This is a genomic window from Domibacillus sp. DTU_2020_1001157_1_SI_ALB_TIR_016 (genome assembly GCF_032341995.1).
GTDB lineage: Bacteria > Bacillota > Bacilli > Bacillales > Domibacillaceae > Domibacillus > Domibacillus indicus_A.
Window position 1 is genome coordinate 1,152,039 of record NZ_CP135438.1, and the last position, 24,391, is coordinate 1,176,429.

Annotated in this window: 18 protein-coding genes; 16 read left to right on the forward strand and 2 right to left on the reverse strand. The window is 43.2% G+C overall.

From position 1 onward, the window contains the following. Window positions 1–54: 54 nt before the first annotated feature. The 8 genes from RRU94_RS05445 (at window position 55) to RRU94_RS05480 (ending at window position 10,804) form a co-directional block, all read left to right on the forward strand. Window positions 55–1,338: an ABC transporter substrate-binding protein gene (locus RRU94_RS05445; RefSeq protein ID WP_315691949.1), complete on the forward strand. Its 1,284-nt coding sequence runs from the start codon at window positions 55–57 to the stop codon at window positions 1,336–1,338. A gap of 66 nt (window positions 1,339–1,404) precedes the next feature. Then, window positions 1,405–2,349, forward strand: a complete 945-nt coding sequence (locus tag RRU94_RS05450; protein WP_315690788.1) for a carbohydrate ABC transporter permease — start codon at window positions 1,405–1,407, stop codon at window positions 2,347–2,349. Next, window positions 2,349–3,173, forward strand: coding sequence for a carbohydrate ABC transporter permease (locus RRU94_RS05455; protein ID WP_315690789.1), 825 nt, complete (start codon window positions 2,349–2,351; stop codon window positions 3,171–3,173). Before RRU94_RS05450 ends, RRU94_RS05455 begins: the two co-directional genes overlap by 1 nt. 20 nt (window positions 3,174–3,193) lie before the next feature. Next, window positions 3,194–5,200, forward strand: a complete 2,007-nt coding sequence (locus RRU94_RS05460; protein ID WP_315690790.1) for a beta-galactosidase — start codon at window positions 3,194–3,196, stop codon at window positions 5,198–5,200. Window positions 5,201–5,215: 15 nt separating this feature from the next. After that, on the forward strand, window positions 5,216–6,538 hold the full coding sequence (locus RRU94_RS05465) for a glycoside hydrolase family 30 protein (protein WP_315690791.1): 1,323 nt from the start codon (window positions 5,216–5,218) through the stop codon (window positions 6,536–6,538). A gap of 297 nt (window positions 6,539–6,835) precedes the next feature. Continuing rightward, complete coding sequence (locus tag RRU94_RS05470; protein ID WP_315690792.1) at window positions 6,836–8,467, forward strand: spore germination protein; 1,632 nt, start codon at window positions 6,836–6,838, stop codon at window positions 8,465–8,467. Continuing rightward, entirely contained in the window at window positions 8,457–9,665 is a 1,209-nt protein-coding gene (locus RRU94_RS05475; protein ID WP_315690793.1) for a Ger(x)C family spore germination protein, read from the forward strand. Before RRU94_RS05470 ends, RRU94_RS05475 begins: the two co-directional genes overlap by 11 nt. A gap of 38 nt (window positions 9,666–9,703) precedes the next feature. Continuing rightward, the gene (locus RRU94_RS05480) at window positions 9,704–10,804 is read left to right on the forward strand and encodes a GerAB/ArcD/ProY family transporter (protein WP_315690794.1); all 1,101 of its coding nucleotides are present in this window, start codon (window positions 9,704–9,706) and stop codon (window positions 10,802–10,804) included. A gap of 14 nt (window positions 10,805–10,818) precedes the next feature. On the opposite strand, the gene RRU94_RS05485 is transcribed toward RRU94_RS05480, so the two are convergent. Beyond that, window positions 10,819–11,034 carry a YczF family membrane protein gene (locus RRU94_RS05485; protein WP_315690795.1) on the reverse strand — a complete coding sequence of 72 codons (216 nt, stop codon included), beginning with the start codon at window positions 11,032–11,034 and terminating at the stop codon, window positions 10,819–10,821. A 374-nt stretch (window positions 11,035–11,408) separates the two neighbouring features. Between RRU94_RS05485 and RRU94_RS05490 the strand changes: the two genes are divergently transcribed. The 5 genes from RRU94_RS05490 (at window position 11,409) to RRU94_RS05510 (ending at window position 18,462) form a co-directional block, all read left to right on the forward strand. After that, window positions 11,409–13,949 carry a DEAD/DEAH box helicase gene (locus RRU94_RS05490; protein WP_315690796.1) on the forward strand — a complete coding sequence of 847 codons (2,541 nt, stop codon included), beginning with the start codon at window positions 11,409–11,411 and terminating at the stop codon, window positions 13,947–13,949. Between the two features lie 423 nt (window positions 13,950–14,372). Further along, window positions 14,373–15,383, forward strand: a complete 1,011-nt coding sequence (locus RRU94_RS05495) for a TRAP transporter substrate-binding protein (protein WP_315690797.1) — start codon at window positions 14,373–14,375, stop codon at window positions 15,381–15,383. Window positions 15,384–15,498: 115 nt separating this feature from the next. Then, entirely contained in the window at window positions 15,499–16,062 is a 564-nt protein-coding gene (locus RRU94_RS05500) for a TRAP transporter small permease (RefSeq protein WP_315690798.1), read from the forward strand. Then, the gene (locus RRU94_RS05505) at window positions 16,059–17,336 is read left to right on the forward strand and encodes a TRAP transporter large permease subunit (protein WP_315690799.1); all 1,278 of its coding nucleotides are present in this window, start codon (window positions 16,059–16,061) and stop codon (window positions 17,334–17,336) included. The genes RRU94_RS05500 and RRU94_RS05505 overlap by 4 nt, the downstream gene beginning before the upstream one ends. Before the next feature lie 103 nt (window positions 17,337–17,439). Beyond that, entirely contained in the window at window positions 17,440–18,462 is a 1,023-nt protein-coding gene (locus RRU94_RS05510; RefSeq protein WP_315690800.1) for a LacI family DNA-binding transcriptional regulator, read from the forward strand. Between the two features lie 222 nt (window positions 18,463–18,684). Here the strand turns inward: RRU94_RS05510 and RRU94_RS05515 are convergent, their stop codons facing one another. Further along, on the reverse strand, window positions 18,685–19,974 hold the full coding sequence (locus tag RRU94_RS05515) for an RNA-guided endonuclease TnpB family protein (RefSeq protein ID WP_315690801.1): 1,290 nt from the start codon (window positions 19,972–19,974) through the stop codon (window positions 18,685–18,687). A 774-nt stretch (window positions 19,975–20,748) separates the two neighbouring features. Here RRU94_RS05515 and RRU94_RS05520 point away from each other — a divergent pair. From RRU94_RS05520 to RRU94_RS05530, 3 genes are all read left to right on the forward strand, one after another. Continuing rightward, complete coding sequence (locus RRU94_RS05520) at window positions 20,749–22,068, forward strand: MFS transporter (RefSeq protein ID WP_315690802.1); 1,320 nt, start codon at window positions 20,749–20,751, stop codon at window positions 22,066–22,068. Between the two features lie 92 nt (window positions 22,069–22,160). Further along, the gene (locus RRU94_RS05525; protein ID WP_315690803.1) at window positions 22,161–23,369 is read left to right on the forward strand and encodes a CaiB/BaiF CoA transferase family protein; all 1,209 of its coding nucleotides are present in this window, start codon (window positions 22,161–22,163) and stop codon (window positions 23,367–23,369) included. Between the two features lie 3 nt (window positions 23,370–23,372). Next, on the forward strand, window positions 23,373–24,323 hold the full coding sequence (locus tag RRU94_RS05530) for a hydroxymethylglutaryl-CoA lyase (RefSeq protein ID WP_315690804.1): 951 nt from the start codon (window positions 23,373–23,375) through the stop codon (window positions 24,321–24,323). Window positions 24,324–24,391: the final 68 nt, after the last annotated feature.

Genomic DNA, 24,391 nt, shown 5'->3' on the forward strand with positions numbered 1-24,391 from the left:
GTCAATTCACCAAGCGTTAAAAACCGATTATGATTAAAAAAAAGCAAAGGGGAGCTGAAAATGAAAAAAGCGCTTACACTACCGATTGTCTCTGTTTTATTTGCTGGAATGCTGGCAGGCTGCAGCGGGGAAAGCAATTCCGCGGGTGGTTCGTCATCAGGTGATTCTGACCAGGTAGAGCTGAAAGTATTTATTGGACAGCCGCGATTTAAAGAACAATATGAAACTTACATTGACCAGTTTGTGGCTAAGCAAAAACAAGAAGGCCGCGACGTAACCGTAAAATTGGAACTTCCAAGTGTGAACGAGGCAGACGAGCTGCTGAAAACCCGCCTCGCTTCCGGCGACAGTCCGGATGTGTTCGCGCTTCATGCGATCAATGATATTCCTGTTTACGATAAAGCGGGATACCTAGAAGATCTATCAAATGAGCCATTCGTTGAAAAGCTGTATGATACGGTATCGCCTGCGGTAACAAAGGATGATCGCGTGCTGGCTGTACCGCTCGAAACGCTTCAATGGGGTTACATATACAATAAAGACTTATTTAAAAAGCACGGAGTAGAGCTTCCAACAACGCTCACAGAAATGAAAGCGGTTGTAAAAAAGTTTGAAGATGCAGGTGTGACACCATTTATTAATGCTTACAAGGATTCTTACATTCCACAATTATTCCTGCCATTGACGGTTGGGGCGCTAGAAAGCACGACCGATAAAGGATTTGTCGAGAAAATGAATCAAGACAAAGCGTCATTTGCAGAGTTAAAAGATGACATGTTCCCAATTATCGATCTGGTTCATGAACATGGCACCGATCGTCCATTTGAAGTCGGGCAGGATCAGGGAGCAGCTGCTTTTGCCGCAGGTGAAGCAGCTATGTGGGTACAGGGTCCATGGATGGCAGAATCGTTGATGTCTACTAATCCTGATTTTAACTTTGGGGTAGCGCCGCTGCCTATTAATGATGATCCAAATGCCACTCTGATTGATCTGAGTACATCTACATCCCTGGCCGTTTCAAAACAGAGTGAAGTAAAAGAGGTAGCGAAGGACTTTATGAACTATGTGCTTGATGAGCAGGACTCAAGTGAGTTTTATGAAAGCCTTGGCTTTAATCCCGTTTCAGATGTTCATACATTTAAGCCTTACCCGTGGCTTGTAGATTCAACGAAATATGTAGAAGAAGGAAAAGTCTATCAGGATCCATTAATTCCAGCTGCCGTGAAATCAGCTTCTGAAAAATTAATGCAAAGCTATTATGCAGGCGATGCATCGAAGAACGAAGTGATTGAAGGTCTGGACCAGGCATGGCAGGAGTACAACAAACTAAACAAATAAGGGGTAGCGGAAAGACAGCTCACAGCTGTCTTTCCCTATATAGAAGAGGGAAAGGACTGAACGGGCATGACGGTTAAAGCCATCAATGACAAAAAAGAAAACTCAGTCAGCGCACACAGAAAAGAAAAAAGATTAAGAACGAAAAGCAGTCATTTAAGCCTGATTTTATTTGTTCTTCCTGCCTTTGTTTTTTACTTCGTTTTCTTATTTATTCCAATGGTTGGTGCGGGTGTTTACAGTTTCACAGATTGGAATGGCTTAAATCCTTCTTATAATTTTGTCTGGTTTGATAACTATATTGAAGCTTTTAAAGACGATGAAGCGTTTCGTCATTCTTTTTTCTTTACTCTGAAATACACCATTGTCGTTTTCTTTATTCAAAATATCATCGCACTGTTACTGGCATTGCTAATTGAGTCAAGAGTAAGATCAAAAGGGTTTTTCCGGACCATTTTCTTTATGCCAAATATGCTCAGCTTAATTATCAGTTCGTTTATGTTTTCTTTTATTTTTTCAAATGTATTTCCAGAGCTTTCTCAAAAAGCTGTTTTTTCCTTTCTTGATCAGGCCTGGATTGGAGATCCGGACGTTTCCTTTTATTCCATTGTGATCGTGTCGCTCTGGCAGGGAATTGGCTACATGATGATCATTTATATGGCAGCACTGCAGGGAGTACCGAAACAGCTGAAGGAAGCAGCGATGATTGATGGAGCCAACGTATTTCAGCGGCTGCGCCACGTTGTTCTGCCGATGATTATGCATGCGATTACGATTTGCTCGTTCTTGACGCTGAATGGTGCCTTTAAAGTGTTTGACGTTGTTTATGCGTTAACGCAAGGAGGACCGGGAACATCCACGCAGGTGATGGCGCTGAACATTTACCAGGAAGCTTTTTCAAACAACTTCCGTTTTGGCTATGCCAATTCAAAAGCAATGATTTTGTTCCTCGTTGTTCTTGTCATCACCATTATTCAAGTCAGTATTTCAAAACGCAAGGAGGTTGAAGCGTAATGAAAGAAAACAAAGCGGCTTCATGGTCAGTGAATACCGTATTGATTCTTTTCGCAGTCGTCTCGTTTTTTCCGATTTATATGTCTGTGATTAATTCTTTTAAATCACAGGCGGAAATTTTCACATCAGTTCTGGCCCTTCCTAAAGAATTCACTTTTGATAATTATATTGGTGTTTTTAAAGAGCTCAACCTGCTCGACAGTGCAGTGAATACCCTCATTGTAACGGTAATCGGCCTTGCCGGAATTGTGATCTGCGGCTCTCTTGCCGGCTATAAGCTGGCCCGCACATCAGGAAAGTTCAGCAATTTTATCTTTATGCTGTTTATTGCTTCTATGCTCGTTCCGTTTCATTCGATTATGATCACGCTCAGCCAAATCGCAAAAGGAGTGGGTGCGCAGGGGTCGTTAATCGGTCTTGGCTTAATCTACATCGGTCTTGGAGTAAATATGGCTGTGTTTCTTTACCACGGATTTGTTAAAGCCATTCCAAAAGAGCTGGAAGAGGCGGCTAAAATCGATGGCTGCAATGATTTTCAAATTTTCACGAAGATTATTTTTCCGCTTTTAAAACCGATTACAGCAACGATTCTCGTATTAAATGTTCTCTGGCTCTGGAATGACTTCCTGCTGCCGCTGATTATGCTGACAGATGTAAACAACTACACGTTAATGCTGTCAATCAATATGCTATTCGGCCAATACGCAGCAGACTGGCCGAAAATTCTAGCGTCGCTTGTGCTGACAGCACTTCCGGTGATTATCTTTTATGCCATCTTCCAGAAATACATCCTGGAAGGTATTGCAGATGGAGCCATTAAATAATGAAAAGTGAGGAAGCGTAGATGGAAAAGCTGCTTTACGGTGTTGCTTATTATGATGAATATATGCCCTATGAACGGCTCCAGACAGACATTCAAATGATGAAAGAAGCCGGCATTAACGTGGTACGTATTGCGGAATCTACCTGGAGCACACATGAACCGCAGAATGGTGTTTTCGACTTTACATCCGTGAACCGTGTCTTAGATGCGATGCTTCAAGCGGAAATCAGCGTGATTGTCGGGACACCGACTTATGCGGTACCAACGTGGATGGTAAAAGAGCATCCGGAGGTGCTGGCGGAAACAAAACAGGGACCCGGAAAATACGGGGCCCGCCAAATTATGGACATTACGAGTCCCATCTACTTATTTTATGCGGAACGGATCATCCGCAAGCTGATGGAGCAGGTAAGCGGCCATCCGGCTGTGATTGGCTATCAAATTGATAATGAAACAAAGCATTATGACACGAGCGGCCCGAATGTACAGCTGCAGTTTATCAAATATTTAAAAGAAAAATTCAAAACGACAGAAGCGCTCAACAAAGAATTTGGGCTGGCTTATTGGAGCAACAAAGTGAATGCATGGGAGGATATGCCGTCTGTTGTCGGAACCATTAATGGAAGCCTGGGCGGGGAATTCTCAAAATTTCAGCGGGGACTTGTCGACCAATTTTTGGCGTGGCAGGTCGACATCGTAAAAGAATATCGAAAGCCAAACCAGTTTATTACCCAGAATTTTGACTTTGAATGGCGGGGCTATTCGTTTGGGGTGCAGCCAAATGTAAACCACTTTACCGCTTCAGAGCCATTCGACATAACAGGCGTTGATATTTACCATCCTACACAGGATGATTTAACCGGTATTGAAATTTCATTCGGCGGGGACGTAGCCCGCTCTACCAAGCAGCAAAACTATTTGGTTTTAGAAACAGAAGCACAGGCTTTTTCTCATTGGACGCCGTACCCGAATCAGCTGCGCCTGCAGGCGTTCAGCCACCTTGCATCCGGTGCGAATATGGTTGCTTACTGGCACTGGCACTCTATCCATAACTCGTTTGAAACGTACTGGAAAGGGCTGCTCAGCCATGATCTGAAGCCGAACCCGGTGTACAACGAAGCGAAAACCATCGGAGCCGATTTCGAGCGCTTGTCTCCAAAACTGGTGAATTTGAAAAAGAATAATAAAGTTGCGATTCTTGTCAGCAATGAATCACTGACAGGCATGCAGTGGTTTCCGTTTCACCATGAAACAGAGCTGCGTTATAACGACATTGTCCGGCTGATGTACGACGCGTTATATAACTTAAATGTAGAATGCGATATTATCCACCCGGAAACCGGCCGTCTTGAAGACTATTCACTGATTCTTGTTCCATGTCTATATGTGGCGCCGGATGAACTGCTGGAACGGTTAAACACGTATGTAGAAAATGGCGGCCACGCCGTCTTTACGTTTAAATCCGGCTTTACAAATGAACATCTGCAGGTCCGCACCACCATGCAGCCTGGCTTAATTGAAAAAGCCTGCGGTGTTCAGTATCAAATGTTTGTGAAACCGAAAAACGTGAAGCTGGCTGATCATGCCTATGAAGTTGAACCGGAGCAAAATAACGTGCACACATGGATGGAGCTTTTAGTTCCTGTCACAGCGGAAACCTTAGCCCGCTATAACCACCCAGCTTGGGGCAGTTACGCGGCGATTACCGGAAACGAGTATGGAAAAGGTTATGCAACCTATATCGGGTGTATGGTCTCCACTGAAGTAATGTCCGGTATTTTACAACAGTCGTTAAAACGGGCAGGGCTCTGGGGAGTTGAACAGGCGTATTCATTCCCGCTCATTATCAAAAGCGGAACCAACCAAGACGGCAGGCAGATTAAATATGTATTTAACTATTCCTGGGAGCCTCAAACGCTGTCGTCTCCGTATGGGAATGCGGTGGAACTGCAATCAGGCCGTTCTGTTCACACAGGACAGGAGATATTGATAGAGCCATGGTCATTTCTATTATTGGAAATTGAATAAAGGAGCTAAGACGGCATGCAGAACATAAAGTGGATATCTACGACACGCGAACAATACTGGCAGGAAAAGCAGCCGGAGCAAGGTGTGGAAGCTGCGGTTAATTTAACAGTGACCGATGAAGCTAAACGTGTTATCGAAGGATTCGGCGGCTGCTTTAATGAACTAGGCTACCACGCCCTTGGGCAGCTGGAAGAAAGCGAGCAGCACAAAGTATACGATGCGCTTTTCTCACCGGAAGGCGACTGCCGCTTCACGATTTGCCGGCTTCCAATTGGTGCGAGTGACTATGCGCTTCAATGGTACAGCCACAATGAAACAGAAAACGACTTCGAGATGGAACACTTCAGCATTGAACGGGACAGCCGCTTTTTAATTCCTTATATTAAAGAAGCATTAAAGCGAAACCCGGATTTGCAGCTGTTTGCTTCCCCGTGGAGCCCGCCGACGTGGATGAAGTTTCCGAAAGCTTATAATTACGGCACTATCCGCTGGGAGCCTGAGATTTTAAAGGCATATGCGCTTTATTTTGTAAAATTTGTGCAGGCTTATGCCGAAGAAGGCATTACGATTCATCAAGTTCACGTCCAGAATGAAGTCGTAGCCGACCAGAAATTTCCGTCCTGTGTCTGGACCGGGGAACAGCTGCGTGAATTTATTCGGGATTATTTAGGCCCAGCTTTTAAAGAGCATGGCCTTCAAACGGAAATTTGGCTGGGAACAATTAATGGCATTGTAGAAGATTTATTTACGAAATCCGCTTCTGATTATGATGCCATTGCCGCCCCGACGTTAAGTGATCCGGAAGCGGCCCACTATGTTGCGGGAGTCGGCTACCAGTGGGCGGGCAAATACGCCCTCCAGCAAACTGTCCAAAGCTATCCGGAAAAGCGGTATATGCAGACCGAGAATGAGTGCGGGGATGGAAAAAACACATGGGAGTATGCCCAGTACGTATTTAACTTGTACCGGCATTACTTTGTAAACGGCGTGAATGCTTATGTTTATTGGAATATGGTATTAGAGCCGGAAGGGAAAAGTACGTGGGGGTGGAAGCAAAACGCGATGATCACGGCTCAGGTGACGGAACAAAAAGCCCTTTTTAATCCCGAATATTATGTGATGAAGCATTTTTCGCATTTTATCGAACCAGGTGCCCGCCGCCTTGAAACGACGGGTCCGTGGACAGGAACAACGGTTGCTTTTCAGAATCCTGATGGAACAAAAGTGGTTGTTCTTCAAAACCCGTTTAATGAAGAACGAGAAACACAGATCAGTATTGATGGTGCCGCATACACATTTTTGCTGGAAGCAGAATCTTTTCATACGATTTCCTGGTGAAACATGTTAATTATGTGAAAGGGAATCCAGTAATTTACGGTAAGCGTCATAGAAGCAGAAAGTCATGATGAACTGAGAAATAAAAAACTCGCAGCTTGTAAACAATCAGCCGGATTTGAAAACAATAAAATGTCAATGATTCATCCATGAAAGGGAAACACCACTCATCAGGTGTTTCCTTTTTTGTTTGTATCTCTATCTGGGAGGTTCCTTGGATTAAAAGCTGGCAAAATTGGCATACTGTTGATATATGTGAAAGCTCTCTCATATAAGGGCAAAGCAGGAGTGAAGTTAGAAATGAAAAAATTATGGAACAAGCTTGGAAAAAAAGAGAAAAAACCTATTGAATACACTGAAGAGACTGAATCGGATGCAAATCATCAGAAACTTGAAACCAATCTTGAAGCAAATATTAAAAACATTCAAGAGACTCTTGGCTACAGTGCTGATATCGTCGTCCGCACATTTAAAATAGGAAGCAGTTCTGGGCAGAATGCTGCCGTTATTTTTATCAATGGATTAGTGGATAAAGAACACGTGGGCAACTTCATTATCGATAAAGTCATGGATGATCACAGGGAATTAAACAGTTCGTCAGCCGGCACGTTATTTACAGGGATGAAAGAACAAATGATCACTGTGGCGGAAGTCGGGGAAACACAAGAGTGGAACAAAACCATCCAGGCTCTTGTGTCAGGGAAGACCATTCTCTTACTCGATGGATGGGACCAGGCGATGATCTGTCCTTTAAAAGGCGGGGCAACAAGAGCCATTTCGGAACCTTCTTCCGAGCAGTCGATTCGCGGACCACAGGAGAGTTTTATTGAATCCCTTCATACAAACGTTGCAATGGTTCGCCGGAGAATTAAAAGTGCTCATTTGCGGGTTGAATCGGTAAAGATCGGTGAAATTACCGAAACAGAAGTCACGATTATGTACGTTAAAGGGATTGCGAATGAAAAAATTTTAACCGAGCTCAAAGAGCGCCTTCGAAAAGTTGAAGTCGATGAATTGATCGGCTCTAATACCATTGAAGAGTGGATCCGGGATGGTCCAAGATCTGTATGGCCGACTATTTACAACACGCAGCGGCCGGATGTAGTGATGGGGGAGCTAATGGAAGGACGTATTGCAGTTTTTGTTGACGGAACGCCCAACACGTTAATTTTGCCGGCAACATTTATTGAGTTTTTTCAGTCGGCGGAAGATTATTATATGCATTGGAGCATAGCCAGTTTTTTAAGGATGCTGCGGCTAGTGGGTATTTCAAGTACGCTGCTTTTTCCTTCTTTTTATATTGCTTTCTTGTCTTTTCATCCAGACCTTATTCCCACACCTTTATTGATCAGCCTGGCAGCTCAGCGGCAGGAAGTTCCGTTTCCGCTTTTTATTGAAGTGCTGCTGCTGGAATTAACCTTTGAATTTCTGCGGGAAGCAGGACTGCGAATGCCGAAACAGGTGGGACAGGCCGTATCGATTGTAGGGGCTCTTGTGCTAGGGGAGGCGGCTGTATCAGCAGGAATTGTTTCAAGTGCCACGGTGATTATTGTAGCAGCAACAGCCATCGCCAGTTTTACAATGTCAAACCACTCCATGATAGATGCTGTACGGATCCTTCGCTTCGGCATGATTATCTTAGCCTCTTCTTTAGGGCTTTATGGAATTGGGCTTGGTCTCATTATTCTCATTGCACATACGAGCAGCCTGCGCTCATTTGGCGTTCCCTATTTAACACCATTCGCTCCGCTTATTTTTACTGATTTAAAAGATACACTTATTCGTGTGTCAAAACCGTTTATGTCTACGCGCCCAAGGCTAATCGCACAGAAAAAAGTATCTAAAGTGGGAAATACGGACACTCTTGGACCAGCACCAAGGGATCGTCAAACCCAGGAAAATCATTCGCAGAGGGATCCCAATGAATATTAAGCCACTTACCTTTGTTTTTATCCTTGTTTCTGCCGTGCTGCTGTCAGGCTGCTGGGGACGTATGGAAGTGCAACAATTAGATATTGTCAGTGCAATCGGCGTGGATAGAGGGAGCGATGACGAGAAAAACGCTTATCGTGTCACGGTCCAGGTAATAAATGAAGGACAAGTAGCCGGCACGGCGGCGAAAAGCGGGGCATCAGGAGAAATGCCTGTTGTTGCTTATTCAGCTGAAGGAAGCACGATTTTAGATGCCCTTCGCAAAATAGAGAAGAAGTCACCGCACGAGCTTTTTCTGGCACATATTCGATCGATGGTGATAGGGGAAGAGTTAGCAAGAACCGATGGGATTCAGGGACTGTTTGACAGTCTTGACCGTACGCCTTATTTCCGTGGAGAGTTTCCCGTTTTATTTGTTAAAGACAACACGGCAGAAGAAGCCCTCCATGTTACAACGCCTTTAGAGGAGCTGCCAGCAGACCGCATTATCAGCGGGGTGGAAACCCTTGAACGTCAGCAGGGGGATTACGATATGCTGAACGCAGATCAAGTCGTTAAACAAATTGAATGGGGCGGAGGCATGTTAGTCAGTCTTCAGGTTGTCGGCAGCCCGGAAGAGGGAAACAAAATGTCAAATATTGAGAGAATATCTCCGGAAACAAAGCTGGAAATGGGGGGATTAGGCATTTTTAAAGATGGCAAACTGCAGGGGTGGATGAATGATGAGCTTTCCCGGGGCGTGTCATGGATCAATAATGATTTGAAACAAACAATCGTCCATCTCGATTGTGAAGGGAAAAAAGGCGGTATCACTGTTAAAATAGATCGCTCCAGAACGAAAGTAAACGCCAAGATCCAAAATGATAAACGAGTCATTGAACTTTCGGTCAGAGCAGAAGGGTCGTTTGACGAAGTACAATGCCCCATTGATCTCACAAAACACAAAACATTTACTGATTTTGAAAAGCAGTTGGATCAGGAGATCGAGCGGGAAATCAACAAGACCGTAGCGTACGCAAAAAATAAAAAGAATGACGTCTTCCGATTTGGTGAAGCCATCAACCATAAAGATCCAAAAATGTGGAGAAAGATAAAAGAAAAATGGCAGGATGAAGGTTTTCCTGAAACAGAGGTTAGCGTAGAAGTTAAAACATCTATTCGTCGTTCAGGACTGCGAACAAATTCCTACTTAGAATAAGGAAAAGATCTTAGCAAAAGGAGGGGGAGCTTTTTTCAATGGAAAAAGCGAAAATAAGCAGCATTCAATTTTTTCTCTTACTCTTTATGTTCGAGCTGGGGACAGCTGTTGTCGTATCACAGGGAGCAGAAGCAAAAAAGGATTCCTGGCTCTCTATTTTGTTAGGATTAAGCACAGGGATAATTTTATTTCTTGTTTATTATAGGCTATTTCGCTATCACCCCTCCTTGCCGCTTACTGCCTATGCCAGAAAAATATTTGGCACATATATCGGATGGATTGTCGGATTAATGTATACCGTCTTTTTTTTGTATATTTCCGCCAGAAATGTGCGCGAATTCAGTGAAGTATTGATTACAGCAACAATGCCGGAGATTCCTTTGCTTGTGGTGATCATTTTATTTGTGCTGACTATGTGTTATGTGCTTTATCTTGGAATTGAAGTATTTGCAAGAACAGCTGAAATATTGGGGATTTTTTTGATTCTTGTGGGAATCATAGGAAATCTTTTTGTTTATTTAACCGGCACCGTGGACCTTAATAACTTAAAGCCTGTATTAGAATATGGCTGGAAGCCTGTACTGGAGACGACTTTTTATCCTCCGCTGGTTGTGGTTTTTCCATTTGGAGAAGCGTTCGTTTTTGCTATGCTGTTTCCATATTTAAATCGTGTAAAGGCAGTGAAAAAAGTCGGAATCGCTTCATTAATCGTCAGCGGCCTTATTTTAAGTTATATGGCTGCTTTAAATATCGCTGTTTTAGGAGTCAGCGAAGTGGAAAGATCTCCTTTTCCTTTACTGGCTACAGTAGGAAAGATCAACTTTTTGGAATTTATCCAGCGCTTAGATGCCCTTGTCGTGATGACGTTACTCATTACCGTTTTTTTAAAAGCGGGTATTTATTTATATGCTTCTGTCATAGGAATGGTTGATCTGTTTCGCTTAAAAAACCATCAGCAAATGATTTTGCCGGCAGGTCTTATTCTGGTTTTTCTTTCTGTAGCCATTGCAGAGGATTTTGCTGAACATTCAGAAGAAGGCTTTACAACCTTTATATCGTATTTCTCCGCTCCGCTCCTTATTATTTTGCCTTTTGTGATGCTGATCATTGCTTTTATCCGCCACCGTTTTACTAAATAACGGAACTAATGTTGCTATTTTTGCTGGTTCTTTTTGGTTATGATTTGATGTCCAATCGTTATAGATAAAAATAGAAGAACCACTAGGTATTCACTGACATCCATCACAAAAAACGGATGGAGTAAATGCATCCATGCTTCGGAAAAGGTAAAGCCCAATAGGATATCCAAAATGACACAGAATGCAGAAGCCGTAATAGTGATAAATAAAAAAACGCCTGTAACTTTCATTGTTTTCTCCCTAAACTGTTCTTTTTTTCTAAATGAAGGAATCAATTAGCCGCAGCGATTTGACTGCCCGCTTTCGATCACCACAGTCATTGGTTTTTTAAGTCGTATACATATACTATTTGTCCGTAAGCATTTTTTATTCCGTTCTTAAAAATCATAAAAACGTTGCCGTCCATACATAAGGTTTATCATGCCTGTAGAGCAAGGAATTTTCTTTACACACCCTTTCCATCTTAACGAAGCATTTTACCGCATTCTCACTGGTTCCTGTTATTTAAAGAAGCATGAACCAGGAGAAACAGGAAAAGCTAAAGAAGGAAAGGGCTGGTATGGTATGATGAACAAGAGAGAGACAGGAAAGGAAGCTGATTGTCGTGGCTGCGGAACTGCAGGGCATCGAGAAACATCATCAAAAAGCAATCGAAAGCACAAAAAAACAAATACACACCAATATTTTAGAATTCATAGAAAACAATGAAACCCCTACACTCGACGAATACCTTCAAAAACGGGCTTTGTTTTTGGGTAAAGTGTGGTCAGATATATGGAAGCAGCGGCTCGTTAGTTCATACAGCCGTTCTGAGAAAATGGAGTATCTCCGTTCGATGGGCATTGAGGTGGACGAGTTATCACTGAACCAGTTGAAGAAATCTTTTTACCAGGTGCTGGCTCATTTTGAACCGTTTGATGCGGCGGAGTGGGTACGGGACGAGTACGAGGAAACATGGGCATTGATTACCCAGAACATGCAAAGCAGCAAGAAAAAGCAAAAGCAAAAACAGATGAAACGAAGCTGGAACAAACAATTTCTTCTTCCGGCTGTAAGCCGCCTCTTAGAAGAAAAGTATTTGTACTTTTACTTATATGTCCGAAAGTATGCAGGGAAAAGGCTGGAGCAGCATTTAAACAGCGGTGTCCGCTTCACAGAAGATGAAAGCGGCACACTGCATAAAGCGGGAACCTTTCATCCGGAATACTATTCCATGGTTGCTTCTTTTTTAACAGAATTTACTGGAAGGACAGCACCCGGATATCCTGATTTTGATGACTGGACGCACGAAACCTATTGGGATGCTTATTATGAACTGATTTTATCTTATGTAACGAAAGACTTTAAACAGGTTATTTTTGCGGAGCTGCCGAAAGAACTTGGAACCCTGTATGAGCAGCAAACGGGAGAAGAGTGGTCATACGGTGTGTTTCAAAAAAGCAAAGACATTAACTTTCTTTTAGAAGATTGTGCAGAATCGTTTTTCCGGGAGTGGGAAGAAGATGTAGTGGATTCCGTTCTCGCTACACCGCAGACATCGGAAGAAATCAATGAAGCATGGAAGCAGTTTGAACAGAAAAGACGGGAAGAAAAAGAGCGGGCCGAGCGGGAAAAAGCAGAACGAAAAAATCGGATTGCCTACATTTTTGGCGAAGAGTATGAACCGGCCCGAAAGGTAAATACCCGCTATATTCTTCATTTTGGCGACACCAATACCGGAAAAACCTACACAGCGCTGGAGCGGCTTAAAGCGTGCCCATCGGGTCTTTACCTGGCACCGCTCCGCCTGTTGGCGCTCGAGGTATATGAAAAACTAAATAAAGACGGGATCCCATGTGATTTAAAAACGGGGGAAGAAGAAAAACGGACAGAAGGAGCTGCACATGCCTCCAGCACAGTTGAAATGTTTCAAGAAAACCGTCATTATGACATTGTCGTCATTGATGAAGCGCAAATGATTGCTGATAAAGAGAGGGGCTTCTCCTGGTTCCGCAGTATTACCAAAGCAAATGCCCGGGAAGTTCATATTATCGGCAGTCCCAATGTAAAAGAGCTGATTCTTGGCCTGCTGGGAGAAGAAGCGGATGTAGAAGTGCGGGAATACAAGCGTGAACTGCCATTATTAGTACGGAAAAAATCATTCCGCCTGAAGGACGTTCAAAAAGGAGATGCCCTGGTTGCGTTTTCGAGAAAACGGGTGCTTGAGATCGCGGGGAATCTGGAAGGAGACGGACACAAGGTCAGTGTCATTTACGGAAACATGCCGCCAGAATCCCGGCAGCGTCAAATGGAGAATTTTAATGCTGGCGCTACGCACATTTTAGTCGCTACAGATGCGATTGGCATGGGCTTGAACCTTCCGATCAAACGAATTATTTTAATGAGCAGCCAAAAATTTGATGGGAAAAGACGCCGGGAACTGACTACGCAGGAAGTAAAGCAAATTGCCGGCCGGGCCGGGCGCAAAGGATTATATGAACAAGGGGAAGTTGTGTTTATGGAAAATCCAAAGCGCATGAAACGGCTGCTCGAAGGAAAAGATGTGCCGATCCAGGTGTTCACGGTGGCGCCAACCCGCAGTGTATTGGAACGGTTCAAGCGTTATTATAAAGATTTAGGCCTTTTCTTCGAATTATGGAAAGAATTCCAAAATCCAAAAGGTACAAAAAAAGCCTCACTTGCCCAGGAAGAATATTTGTACAGCCTGGTGAGAGGAACAGCGATCGAGCAGCGGTTCAGCATGGAGGATTTATATAGCTACCTGCAAATTCCTTTTTCCGCTTATGAAGACATTTTAGCGGATCAATGGAAGCGGGTGCTCATGTCCTTAGTAAACCGGACTGACATGCCGGACCCGTTTGTTCAAAAAGAAACATTAGAAGAACTGGAGCTTTCCTATAAATCAGTAGAGCTGCATTTAATGTTTTTATACCGGTTAAATAAGCCGACTGAGGCGTATTACTGGGAACGGGTCAAAAAAGAAATTGCCGATGATATTCATTACTGGCTGAGCCACAACATCAAAGCGGTCGTGAAAAAATGCCGGCAATGCGGCAGAAAATTGGATTGGGATTACCCGTACAGCATCTGCCAGGCGTGTTATGAGCGGGGGCAGCCTTTTCAAAAATACAGAAATCGCCGCTGATTTTAGAAAAGTATTTGAAAAAGGCCGAGTTTCCGCTCGGCCTTTTTCTTTGCGTACAATTGTGAATAATAGGAAACGATCAGATAAGCAGCGAAAGGAAAGCAGAAATAAGCACAGAAAGTAAACGATAAAGATATAGTACAGCCTAAATTTAATTAGCTGAAATACAAATATATTGTGTATAGAAAAAGACAACCCACTAGTAAAAGAAATAATGGAAAATAATCTTGCAATTTTCAGAATACTAAGTTAAAATCAGAAAAAATAGCGCTTTCATAAAGGAGCTACCTTAAAAAGAAGCAAAGACTTTGTCTAGCGTTTAATTAGATCGATCTAAAATTTTTTGGTTTACTTTTAGATCGATCTAAAAAAAACTTCTCTTGAAAGCGCTGTCTTGACTGATTAAAATAAGGGGGTTTGGAAATGAAGAAATGCGTGATCTGGTTAGTTGCAGCAGTAATGATGATTTTAGCAGGATGTTCTGGCGCAAGCAGCAGTGGTAGTGGTGAATCAGCAGAAGTTAAAACAATGAAAATGGCAGTGGCTACATCAAAAGACCGCTCTTTAACAAAAGGCCTTGATAAGTTTAAAGAAATTGTGGAAAAAGAATCGAATGGATCTATTAAAGTTCAAGTGTTCCCAGACGGGCAGCTTGGGGGCGACCGGGCGGTATTTGAAGGTTTAAAAATGAATTCTATTCAAGGTACGACCATGTCATCAGGACCTATCGCTTCTTTTGTAAAAGAATTTGAAGTGCTTGATTTCCCATATTTGTTTAAAGATGAAGAAACAGCCTACAGAGTGCTTGATGGTGAAATCGGAACTGAGTTGTTAAAAAAGCTTGATAGCCAAGGAATCGTTGGATTGAATTACTGGGAAAATGGATTCAGGCAGTTAACGAATAATAAGCATGAAGTTAAATCCCTTGAAGATGTGAAAGGCCTTAAAATTAGAACACTGGAAAATGAACTTCATGTTGATTTATGGAAATCACTTGGCGCAAACCCATCTCCAATGCCTTATACAGAATTGTTTACGGCACTTGAACAGGGAGTCGTAGACGGACAGGAAAATCCTGCGGGTAATATCACAACAGGGAATTTTTATGAAGTACAAAAATATGTAACAAAAACAGATCATATTTACAATGCCAGCGTTTTTATGATCAGTGATAAATTTATGCAGACACTGTCTGATGAAGAAAAAGAAATTGTTACGAAGGCATCTGAGGAAGCAAGAGACTATCAGCGTGAACTGAATCAAAAAGAAAGCGAAGAAGCCTTTGCAGCTCTTGAAAAAGAAGGAATGAAAGTAACGGAGCTCTCTGAAGAAGCACGGAAAGGTTTTGAAGATAAAGCAAAAGAGATCTACAGCAAATACACAGAAAAAGTCGGCAAAGAGCTCGTTGACGAAATTATGAACGAAGTTAAATAAAGTATGTTAAAGAAAGCTAAGGAACGGTCCCTTAGCTTTCTTTCTCCAAAAAGCAGAAAATAAAGAAATGATTTTCTTTGTTTGAGTTTGTTTTACACAGGAAGGAGGAGAATGCATGAAAAAAATAGAGAGGTTTTTAGAGAACTCGTTAAACGTGGTTATGGCATCCGCCCTAGCGGTAATGGTTGTTCTTGTCTTTGGCAATGTGGTTCTTCGTTATCTTTTTAATTCAGGAATTACCTGGTCAGAAGAGATGTCGCGCTATCTCTTTATCTGGCTGACGTTTCTCGGAGCAATTGGCGCTTTTAAAAACAAAGATCATTTAGGTGTAGATATGCTGATTAAAAGGCTTCCTGCGAAGATGAAGAAAGTAGTTCTTATCATCAGTGAATTGCTTATGGTATTTGTCCTTATCCTTATCTTTGATGGAAGCTGGAAGATGACAATGCTTAATTTGGGCAGTACAGCGCCAGCTACTGGCATGCCGATGGCGATAGTATACGGTACAGGGATCATTGTAAGTTTTTCTATGGCTGTAATATGCATTTTTAATTTATACCGAATTTTCTTTAACAAAATGACGGAAGAAGAAATGACGAAAACCAGCGAATCGGAAGAGCTGATCGTATTGTACGATGAAGAAGATCATTTGTTTAGAAAGGAGGAGAAGCAAGGATGACGATCGGTGTATTTGTTGGCTCTCTGCTTGGAGCTATGGCCCTGGGCATGCCTATCGCATTTGCTCTTCTCGTTAGCAGTGTGATCCTAATGTATTTCCTCGGCATTTTTGATAGCCAGATTATTGCGCAAAACTTAATCAGCGGAGCAGACAGCTTCCCTCTTTTGGCGATTCCGTTTTTTATGCTGGCAGGAGAATTAATGAACCAGGGCGGCTTATCGCGCCGTATTGTTGAAATGGCCATGACGATGGTCGGCCACATCAAAGGCGGCCTCGGATATGTAGCGATTATCGCGGCACTATTGTTTGCGAGTATTTCCGGCTCTGCTGTAGCGGATACAGCCGCTTTGGGTGCAGTTTTAATCCCGATGATGAACAAAGCCGGTTATAATGTGAACCGTTCCAGCGGATTGATTGCAACGGGCGGAATTATTGCACCGGTCCTTCCGCCGAGTATCGGCTTTATTATCTTTGGCGTCGCGAGCGGCGTATCTATTACACAGCTCTTTATGGCAGGGATTGTGCCAGGCTTGTTGATGGCTCTCGGCCTGGTCATTACATGGTCGATTGTTGCCCGCAAGGATAATGTGGCCGTCCAGCCGCGTGCTTCTGCAAAAGAAATGCTTACTTCTCTTCGTCATGGTATCTGGGCTCTTTTCCTTCCAATTATTATTATTGTAGGATTAAAATTCGGGATCTTTACGCCGACAGAAGCAGCTGTTGTAGCGGCGGTTTACGCATTATTTGTAGGCATAGTCGTATACCGTGAATTGAAATTAAAGGATTTATACCATGTATTGGTGCAGTCGGCAAAAATGACGAGCGTGGTTATGTTTCTTGTTGCTGCCGCACTTGTTTCATCCTGGCTGATTACTGTGGCAAATCTGCCTGCTATGGTTATTGATATGCTGGGGCCTTTTTTGGACAAGCCGTTACTATTGTTAGTCATGATTAATTTGCTTGTTATTCTTGTCGGGACAGCTATGGATATGACTCCGACAATCTTGATCCTCACGCCAGTTTTAATGCCGCTTGTTGAAGCAGCTGGCATTGATCCTGTTTACTTTGGGGTTTTGTTTATTTTGAATAACGCCATTGGACTGCTGACACCGCCGGTTGGAACGGTATTAAATGTCATGTGCGGTGTCAGCAAAATCAGCCTCGAAGACTTGATGAAGGGCATATGGCCTTTCCTCCTGGTAGAAGTGATCATCTTAATTTTGCTCATTCTATTCCCTTCACTGGTTCTTGTACCGCTTGAATGGTTTTCATAATGGAAATGACTTTCACCCGCTTTTAAACTTGGCGGGTGATTTTTATTGGTTGGATTAAAAGTGTCCGATATAATAGTAGATATAGTAGAGAAACGGACAGGTGATGAGAATGAAAAAAAGCGGGCGGGTAACGCTGCAGCAGGTGGCGGACCATGCAGGAGTTTCACGAGCAACTGCCTCGTTAATTGTGCGGAACAGTCCGAGCATTTCAGAAGCAACCAGGAAAAAGGTGCTGGCTTCAATGGAGGAGCTCGGCTATGTTTATGATCGAATTGCCGCTAATCTGCGGTCGCAAAGCTCTTCAACGATTGGCGTCGTTGTGACAGACTTCGCCAACCCGTATTATTCAGAATTTTTAACAGGTGTGCATCACCAGCTTGAAAAAGAAGGGTATACCGTCTTTCTGGCAACGACGTTCGATTCAGATACAAAGCAGGACAACTTGCTGTCAACGATGTTAGAGCATAGGGTAGGCGGTGTTATCTTATGTCCTGTGTCTGATAACTCGCCGGCATCCATTGGCAAAATTCTTCAGTTAGATGTTCCGATCGTAACAGCTGTTCGTGAAATTCCTGATCTGCATTGCGATTATGTTGGAATTAATTATAAAAAAGGAGTAGAGATGGCCATTGATCATTTAATTGAAAACGGTCACACCCGAATTGCCTTTTTAGGAGGAATTTCTGATTCATCTGCCTGGAAAAAAAGATTTGAAGGCTACGCAGCGGCCCATAAAAAAGCGGGACTGGCTATTGATGAATCACTTATTTTTCAAAGCCCCGTCACGCGGGAAGGCGGCGCACGAACACTGGATACAAGCTTAAAGCACGAAGCCCCGCCAACAGCTGTTTTCTGCTTTAATGATCTTGTTGCCTTTGGTGTAATGCAGCGGATGAGAGAATTAAATCTTCAGCCTGGCAGGGATTTATCGGTTGTTGGCTTTGATAATGTATTAGAAGCGGAAACCTTTTATCCATCCCTTACAACTGTTGAAGCATTTCCGAAGCATATTGGTATGAACGCGGCAGATTTACTTCATAAACGGATCAAAGACCACGTGCGTGATCAAGAGCGAATCATACTAGAACCTGAGTTATTTGTGCGCGCATCTTCTGGAAAAAAATAAGTTCAACACTAAAAGAGAAATTTGGCAATGAAGGGCACCCCAGTTGTTTAACATATTCTAACAACAGGGGTGTTTTGATGAGTGAACCTCTCCACCTAAATCAAAGATTTTGATGGAGCATCCCTTATCTTGAATACGGTACAACATCAGCGGGTTAAGCTTCCTTCGGAAGCCCGAGTGCATGATGGAGACTAATGAACGAAGACAAGGTCTGGGATGTCCTTATTGCCAGCTCAGGAACTTTTGCCTGAAGTGACAACCATTTCGTTTCCGAAATGGTTTTTTGAAAAGCCCGAATGAAATAACGGGCCCGATATTATAAGAAGCGGACAAATCCGCATGATAGACTTTGCCTGTTGAAAACACGGCAAGGTCTTTTTTCCGGTTCCGTTCCACTTTTCCAGAGCCATCAAATGCCAAGGCGCTGGTGTTTCGCGGATTGATCCGGAATATACGCATGCCCTGGCAGTGCGCCATTTCTTCCACTTTGTTCTGGATGCCTATTTTTCGCCATCCGTGAAGCTTGAAACGAAGTTTCCTGGCTCCATAAAATCCTTTTGGGATTTTTATTTTGCCCAGATATTCGAATACGATGACGTCACAGCCATGCTTTGCTGCAAATTTTATAATTTCCTGGCTTGTGTGGCGGATAATATGCTGCTGATACCCATTGATCTGCCGCCAAAAATTAGGCGCCTGAATATGGCCGCTTGCCCGCTGGGCTTTCCGCAGTTTGTTCGTTAACGTCTGCCGCCGGTCTTTTTCTTTAGGCTGGTCAATAAATGTCCGGCCTAAGACAGTGCCTGTTGCATCGATAACTGAACAAACCGCAGAGTTCGTCAGTCCAAGGTCCACCGCACACACTTTTTGCTTTTGAATAGGTGTTTTTGTTAAAGTAATTTTACTTTCATAGCTGATGGAAAGAAAGAATTTCTTTCCCCGCTTAATCAGCTTAGGATTGTTCTCTTTCCACTCCCAAACACCGCGTTTGTAGTGGTCCTGCTCTTTAAATTCGATATCTGCCCATACCCAGTCATTCTGGTGGAATACCTTAATTTGTGCAGTCGTATCAGATGTTCTATTGAACATGTTTCCGCGATAAAAAACAGGAAATTCTTTATGTTCCGCCTGCAGCCGCGGAGGCTGTTTTTTAAACTTTTTCCCTTCGGAAAGAGCATACTTCTGCTCTTCTTCCCAGTTTTGATAGTTAGAGCGGAAGCTCCTTACTTTGCCAAAAGCAGAAGCAATGGCACTTCTGCGGAAATAGGAAGGAAACTTGTAAAAACGTTCGTTAAATTCTTTGTATTTTGGAAGAGGGTTTGATTTGGTTGCGTGAATCAGTTTTTCTACTGCCGGTACAATCGATTTGGTTGTCAGGCCGTCGGTATGATCAAACTCTTTGTCGATAACCCCGATGATGAAGGACAGAGCGTCATTGTAAAGATCCAGCGTAGCATTGAAGATTTCCGTCTGGTTTGTAATTTTGTGCAGCAGCGACTTCGCAACTTTCATCACCAAACCCTCCTTTCCATTTTTTAGTCCTTATAATAGGTTGATCGTATCAAAATGGAAATCAATTGTAAAACGAAAAGAGAATAAGTATGAGTGATGATAAGTAAGAAACGGTAATTGGTCCAATGAAAAAATATATAGAAGAATAAAGAATAGGCGAAGAATTAAGACCTTAGCGCCTAACCCCCACTAAATCGGAGATTTTGAAGGGGAATGCGGCGCTAATTTTTGTTCAAATTATAGGTTAAGAATAACTTGGTGTATTAAAACTTAAAAAGATCGTTGTAATCTTCAAACAATTAAGATAGAATACAATTAAAGCGCTTACTTAACTTGCTCTGTCTTTTTTAAAAACAGGGTAATGTCGCTCAATTATTAGATCGATCTAGTAACTTAATTAGATCGATCTAACAAAACTAACAAATGATTACTTTGTATTTCTCATGATAAGGAGGCTTCTAGAAAGAAATGAGTAAAGGTTTAAGTGACATATCATGTTTCTAAAAAGGATCTCGGTAGGTATTCCTACTGTAAGAAAGGGAGGAGGACGGTTTTTCTTTTAGGTTCTGTTTAAATTTACATACGACCGATTATTTACAGTTTTTCCGAGCCGGAGGCTGCTCTTTACACATTTTGGGGTTAGAATTTCATTTTCTGTAGCTGAAGGATTGTCAAAAGAAGAGAATCCTTGGCTGTACGAGCAGGTTATTGAAAAAATAATGGTTTTACAAGTAATCCAAAGTTGTAAGCGTTTAATTTTTTGGAGGTGTAACAATGAGTTATCCATTGAAACATAGTACATTGCCGGAACCTCTTCATAAGAAGAAACCGACCCGTGCCCGTTTCATCATGTTGACACTGCTGTTTTTTGGCACCGCTATTAATTATTTGGACCGCACCAACATGGCAGTAGCTGCTTCTGCTATTCAGGATGATCTTGGACTCGATGCGGCCATGCTCGGGCTCATTTTATCTGCCTTCGGCTGGACGTATGCTTTTATGCAAATACCGGGCGGCTGGCTGATTGACCGATTTGGACCAAGGCTGGTGTATGGGGTATCCCTAATTCTATTTTCGCTTTTTACACTTTTTCAAGGGTTCGCTAAAAATTTTGGGACGTTGTTTGGGCTGAGGCTCGGTCTTGGGTTTTCTGAATCACCGGCTTTTCCGGCCAACAGCCGGGTGGTAGCTGCCTGGTTCCCTCAGCGTGAACGAGCGCTTGCCACAGGTGTTTATACAGCAGGGGAATATGTTGGGCTTGCAGTAGCCACGCCATTTCTATTCTGGCTGCTGTCTTCATTTGGCTGGCAGTCTATTTTTTTAGTAACTGGGGTGATCGGTATTCTATTTGCGGCGGTTTGGTTTGCATTTTACCGGGAACCAAAAGACAGCAAGTATGTGAATGAGGAAGAACTAGCGTATATTCGGGACGGCGGCGGCCTGGCGGATCAGGTGCCAGAGAGGCAGAAAATTACCTGGTCAAAAGCACGGCACCTATTTAAATACCGACAATTTTGGGGCATTTACATAGGACAGTTTGCCGTTACATCGACTCTTTACTTTTTTCTGACCTGGTTTCCAAGCTATCTGGTACAGGAAAAAGGGATCACGCTATTAAAAGCAGGATTTGTAGGGTCGGTTCCATATATAGCGGCCGGAATTGGGGTTCTCGTTGGCGGCTACTGGTCGGACTGGATGGTAAAGAAAGGTGTATCTGTCAGCAAAGCACGTAAAACACCGGTTATTCTCGGCCTGCTTGGCGCTTGCACAATTATAGCAGCAAATTATACAACTTCTATTGGTTTGGTTATTGCGGTTATGTCGTTTGCTTTTTTTGCCCAGGGAATGTCCGCCATTACATGGACACTTGTTTCCGATATTGCCCCTAAAGAGCTCGTTGGATTAGCAGGTGGGGTCTTTAACCTCGCTGGTAACTTATCAGCGATAGTTACACCGATTGTCATTGGAATGATTGTCAGTCAAACAGGTTCCTTTAACGGCGCTATTGTTTTTGTTGGTGTAGTTGCATTAATTGGGGCCCTCACCTATATCTTTGTAGTTGGAGAAGTAAAGCGAATTGAAATTGAAGAGTAAGACTATAAAAAGGTTGTGCTGCAGATCCGGCATTTGATCAAAGTTGGCCTGCTGCACAGACGAGAAAATGTCATTAAAGGAGAGAGGTTAATATGTCACGGAAAAATTTCGGCCCATTAACGGGTGTACAGATTTTAGATATTTCTACGATGATCGCTGCGCCGTTTGGTGCTACACTGCTGGCAGATTTGGGAGCAGAAGTAACAAAAGTCGAACTGCCGAATAAAGGAGATACTCTTCGTACCGTCGGACCATGGAAAGATGGTGAACCGCTGCGCTGGCCGGGTCTTGCCCGCAATAAAAAGTCCATTACCCTTAATATTCATTCAGAAGAAGGAACGGCCATTTTCCTGAAATTAATTAAAGATATCGACATACTCATTGAAAACTTCCGGCCAGGAACGCTTGAAAAATGGGGTCTTGGATATGACGTTTTGAAAGCGGTTAACCCGAACCTGGTCATGGTGCGTGTTTCGGGTTATGGCCAGACCGGCCCGTATCGTGAAAAAGCTGGATTTGGAACACCAGGTACGGCGTTCAGCGGACATACGTATTTACAGGGCTATCCAGACCGCCCGCCGGTCAGTCCATCCTATTCTTTGCTTGACTACATTACCGGCATTTATGTGGCGTTTGCAGCTGTGAGTGCTCTTTACCACCGGGATACACATGAAGAAGCACAAGGCCAGGTTGTAGAAATGGGATTGTACGAATCGATTTTCCGTATGCTTGAGTTTTTAATCGCCGAGTATGATCAAAACGACAAAGTGCGTGGCAGAAGCCCAGGCCTTGCCGGTCATTCAAGCCCAGCCGGAACATACGAAACGAAAGATGGCAAATACGTCGTGCTCGTCTGCAGTACCGATTCTACTTTTGACCGCCTGGCAGCGGCAATGGAACGTACAGATATGCTGGAGGATGAGCGGTACTATACAAATGCGGTTCGTCTGCAGAATGATGAAGAAGTACAAGACATTGTGCGTGAATTTATTAAAGGGTTTACACAAAAAGAACTTCAGGAAAAGCTCGACAACTTTGGGGTACCGGTGAGTCCTATTTTAAGTATTGAAGATATTTTTAATGACCCGCACTACGCAGCCCGCCAAAACATTGTAGAAGTAGAGCATCCGCGTCTTGGCAAAGTAAAAGTTCCAAATGTTGTACCAAACTTTTCTGATACACCAGGTGCCATCCGCTACCGGGCACCGGAACTTGGTGAGCATAATGAAGAAATATTAGTCGGGAAATTAGGATTGTCTGAAGCCGAAATGGCTGACTTAAAAGCGAAAGGAGTTATTTAATTGATGACTGATTTACAGATCCCTTCTAAAGCCGTAATTTGTGAGGTAGCGCCGCGTGATGGATTTCAGGCAGAACACGACTGGATACCGACAGAGACTAAAATAGAGATTATTCGAAAACTGGCCCGCACAGGTATACAGTCAATGGAAATTACTTCATTTGTTCATCCAAAAGCCATTCCTCAATTGAAAGATGCAGAAGAAGTTGTCACACGCACACAGGATTTAACCAATATTAAATTCCGGGCACTCGTCCCAAATGCAAGAGGAGCGCAGCGTGCCATTGACGTGGGAATTAAAAAATTAAAACTCATGCTGTCTGCAACAGATTCTCATAGTCTTTCAAATGCAAATGCGACAGTAGAAGAAGCCCAGAATGCGTTAGAACCTATTATTGCATTAGCGGAGAAACATGGAGTCACAGTGGGAGGCTCCATTTCAGTGGCCTTTGGCTGCCCGTATGAAGGAATTGTTCCTGTCGATCGCCTGGCGGTTATATTAGATCGATATACTAAAATGGGAATTCATGAGGTATCGCTGGCCGATACAACAGGTATGGCTAATCCACGTCAAGTCTACAGTTATCTTGGCCGATTAACAGAACAGTTTCCTGCGATGACGTTTTCAATGCATCTTCATAATACGCGCGGCATGGCTTTTGCCAATGCGGTTGCCGCTTTGCAGCAGGGTGTAATTCATTTTGATAGTTCAATTGCGGGGTTAGGCGGCTGCCCGTATGCTCCTGGAGCATCAGGAAACATTGCCTCTGAGGATCTTGTACACGGATTTGAGGAAATGGGCATTGAAACAGGGATTGACTTAGCAAAAATGATTGATGCAGCAAAAGAAGTCCAGCAGCTGCTTGGAAAAACAGACAGCAGCAGTTATATGCTTCAAGCAGGTCCTTGTTCGATGCTTAGTCCAAAACCAGAAGGACAGGTAAAGCTGGGATAAGTCTTTTATCGGTTCTGCCTCTTCTAAACAAGACAGAAAAGCGATTCCATCCGGAATCGCTTTTTTAA

Bases quoted from the DNA above. Each gene is read 5' to 3' on its own strand.
- RRU94_RS05450 (WP_315690788.1), top strand. From the start codon at position 1,405: ATGACGGTTAAAGCCATCAATGACAAAAAAGAAAACTCAGTCAGCGCA.
- RRU94_RS05455 (WP_315690789.1), top strand. From the start codon at position 2,349: ATGAAAGAAAACAAAGCGGCTTCATGGTCAGTGAATACCGTATTGATT.
- RRU94_RS05460 (WP_315690790.1), top strand. From the start codon at position 3,194: ATGGAAAAGCTGCTTTACGGTGTTGCTTATTATGATGAATATATGCCC.
- RRU94_RS05465 (WP_315690791.1), top strand. From the start codon at position 5,216: ATGCAGAACATAAAGTGGATATCTACGACACGCGAACAATACTGGCAG.
- RRU94_RS05470 (WP_315690792.1), top strand. From the start codon at position 6,836: ATGAAAAAATTATGGAACAAGCTTGGAAAAAAAGAGAAAAAACCTATT.
- RRU94_RS05475 (WP_315690793.1), top strand. From the start codon at position 8,457: ATGAATATTAAGCCACTTACCTTTGTTTTTATCCTTGTTTCTGCCGTG.
- RRU94_RS05480 (WP_315690794.1), top strand. From the start codon at position 9,704: ATGGAAAAAGCGAAAATAAGCAGCATTCAATTTTTTCTCTTACTCTTT.
- RRU94_RS05485 (WP_315690795.1), bottom strand. From the start codon at position 11,034: ATGAAAGTTACAGGCGTTTTTTTATTTATCACTATTACGGCTTCTGCA.
- RRU94_RS05495 (WP_315690797.1), top strand. From the start codon at position 14,373: ATGAAGAAATGCGTGATCTGGTTAGTTGCAGCAGTAATGATGATTTTA.
- RRU94_RS05500 (WP_315690798.1), top strand. From the start codon at position 15,499: ATGAAAAAAATAGAGAGGTTTTTAGAGAACTCGTTAAACGTGGTTATG.
- RRU94_RS05505 (WP_315690799.1), top strand. From the start codon at position 16,059: ATGACGATCGGTGTATTTGTTGGCTCTCTGCTTGGAGCTATGGCCCTG.
- RRU94_RS05510 (WP_315690800.1), top strand. From the start codon at position 17,440: ATGAGAATGAAAAAAAGCGGGCGGGTAACGCTGCAGCAGGTGGCGGAC.
- RRU94_RS05515 (WP_315690801.1), bottom strand. From the start codon at position 19,974: ATGAAAGTTGCGAAGTCGCTGCTGCACAAAATTACAAACCAGACGGAA.
- RRU94_RS05520 (WP_315690802.1), top strand. From the start codon at position 20,749: ATGAGTTATCCATTGAAACATAGTACATTGCCGGAACCTCTTCATAAG.
- RRU94_RS05525 (WP_315690803.1), top strand. From the start codon at position 22,161: ATGTCACGGAAAAATTTCGGCCCATTAACGGGTGTACAGATTTTAGAT.
- RRU94_RS05530 (WP_315690804.1), top strand. From the start codon at position 23,373: ATGACTGATTTACAGATCCCTTCTAAAGCCGTAATTTGTGAGGTAGCG.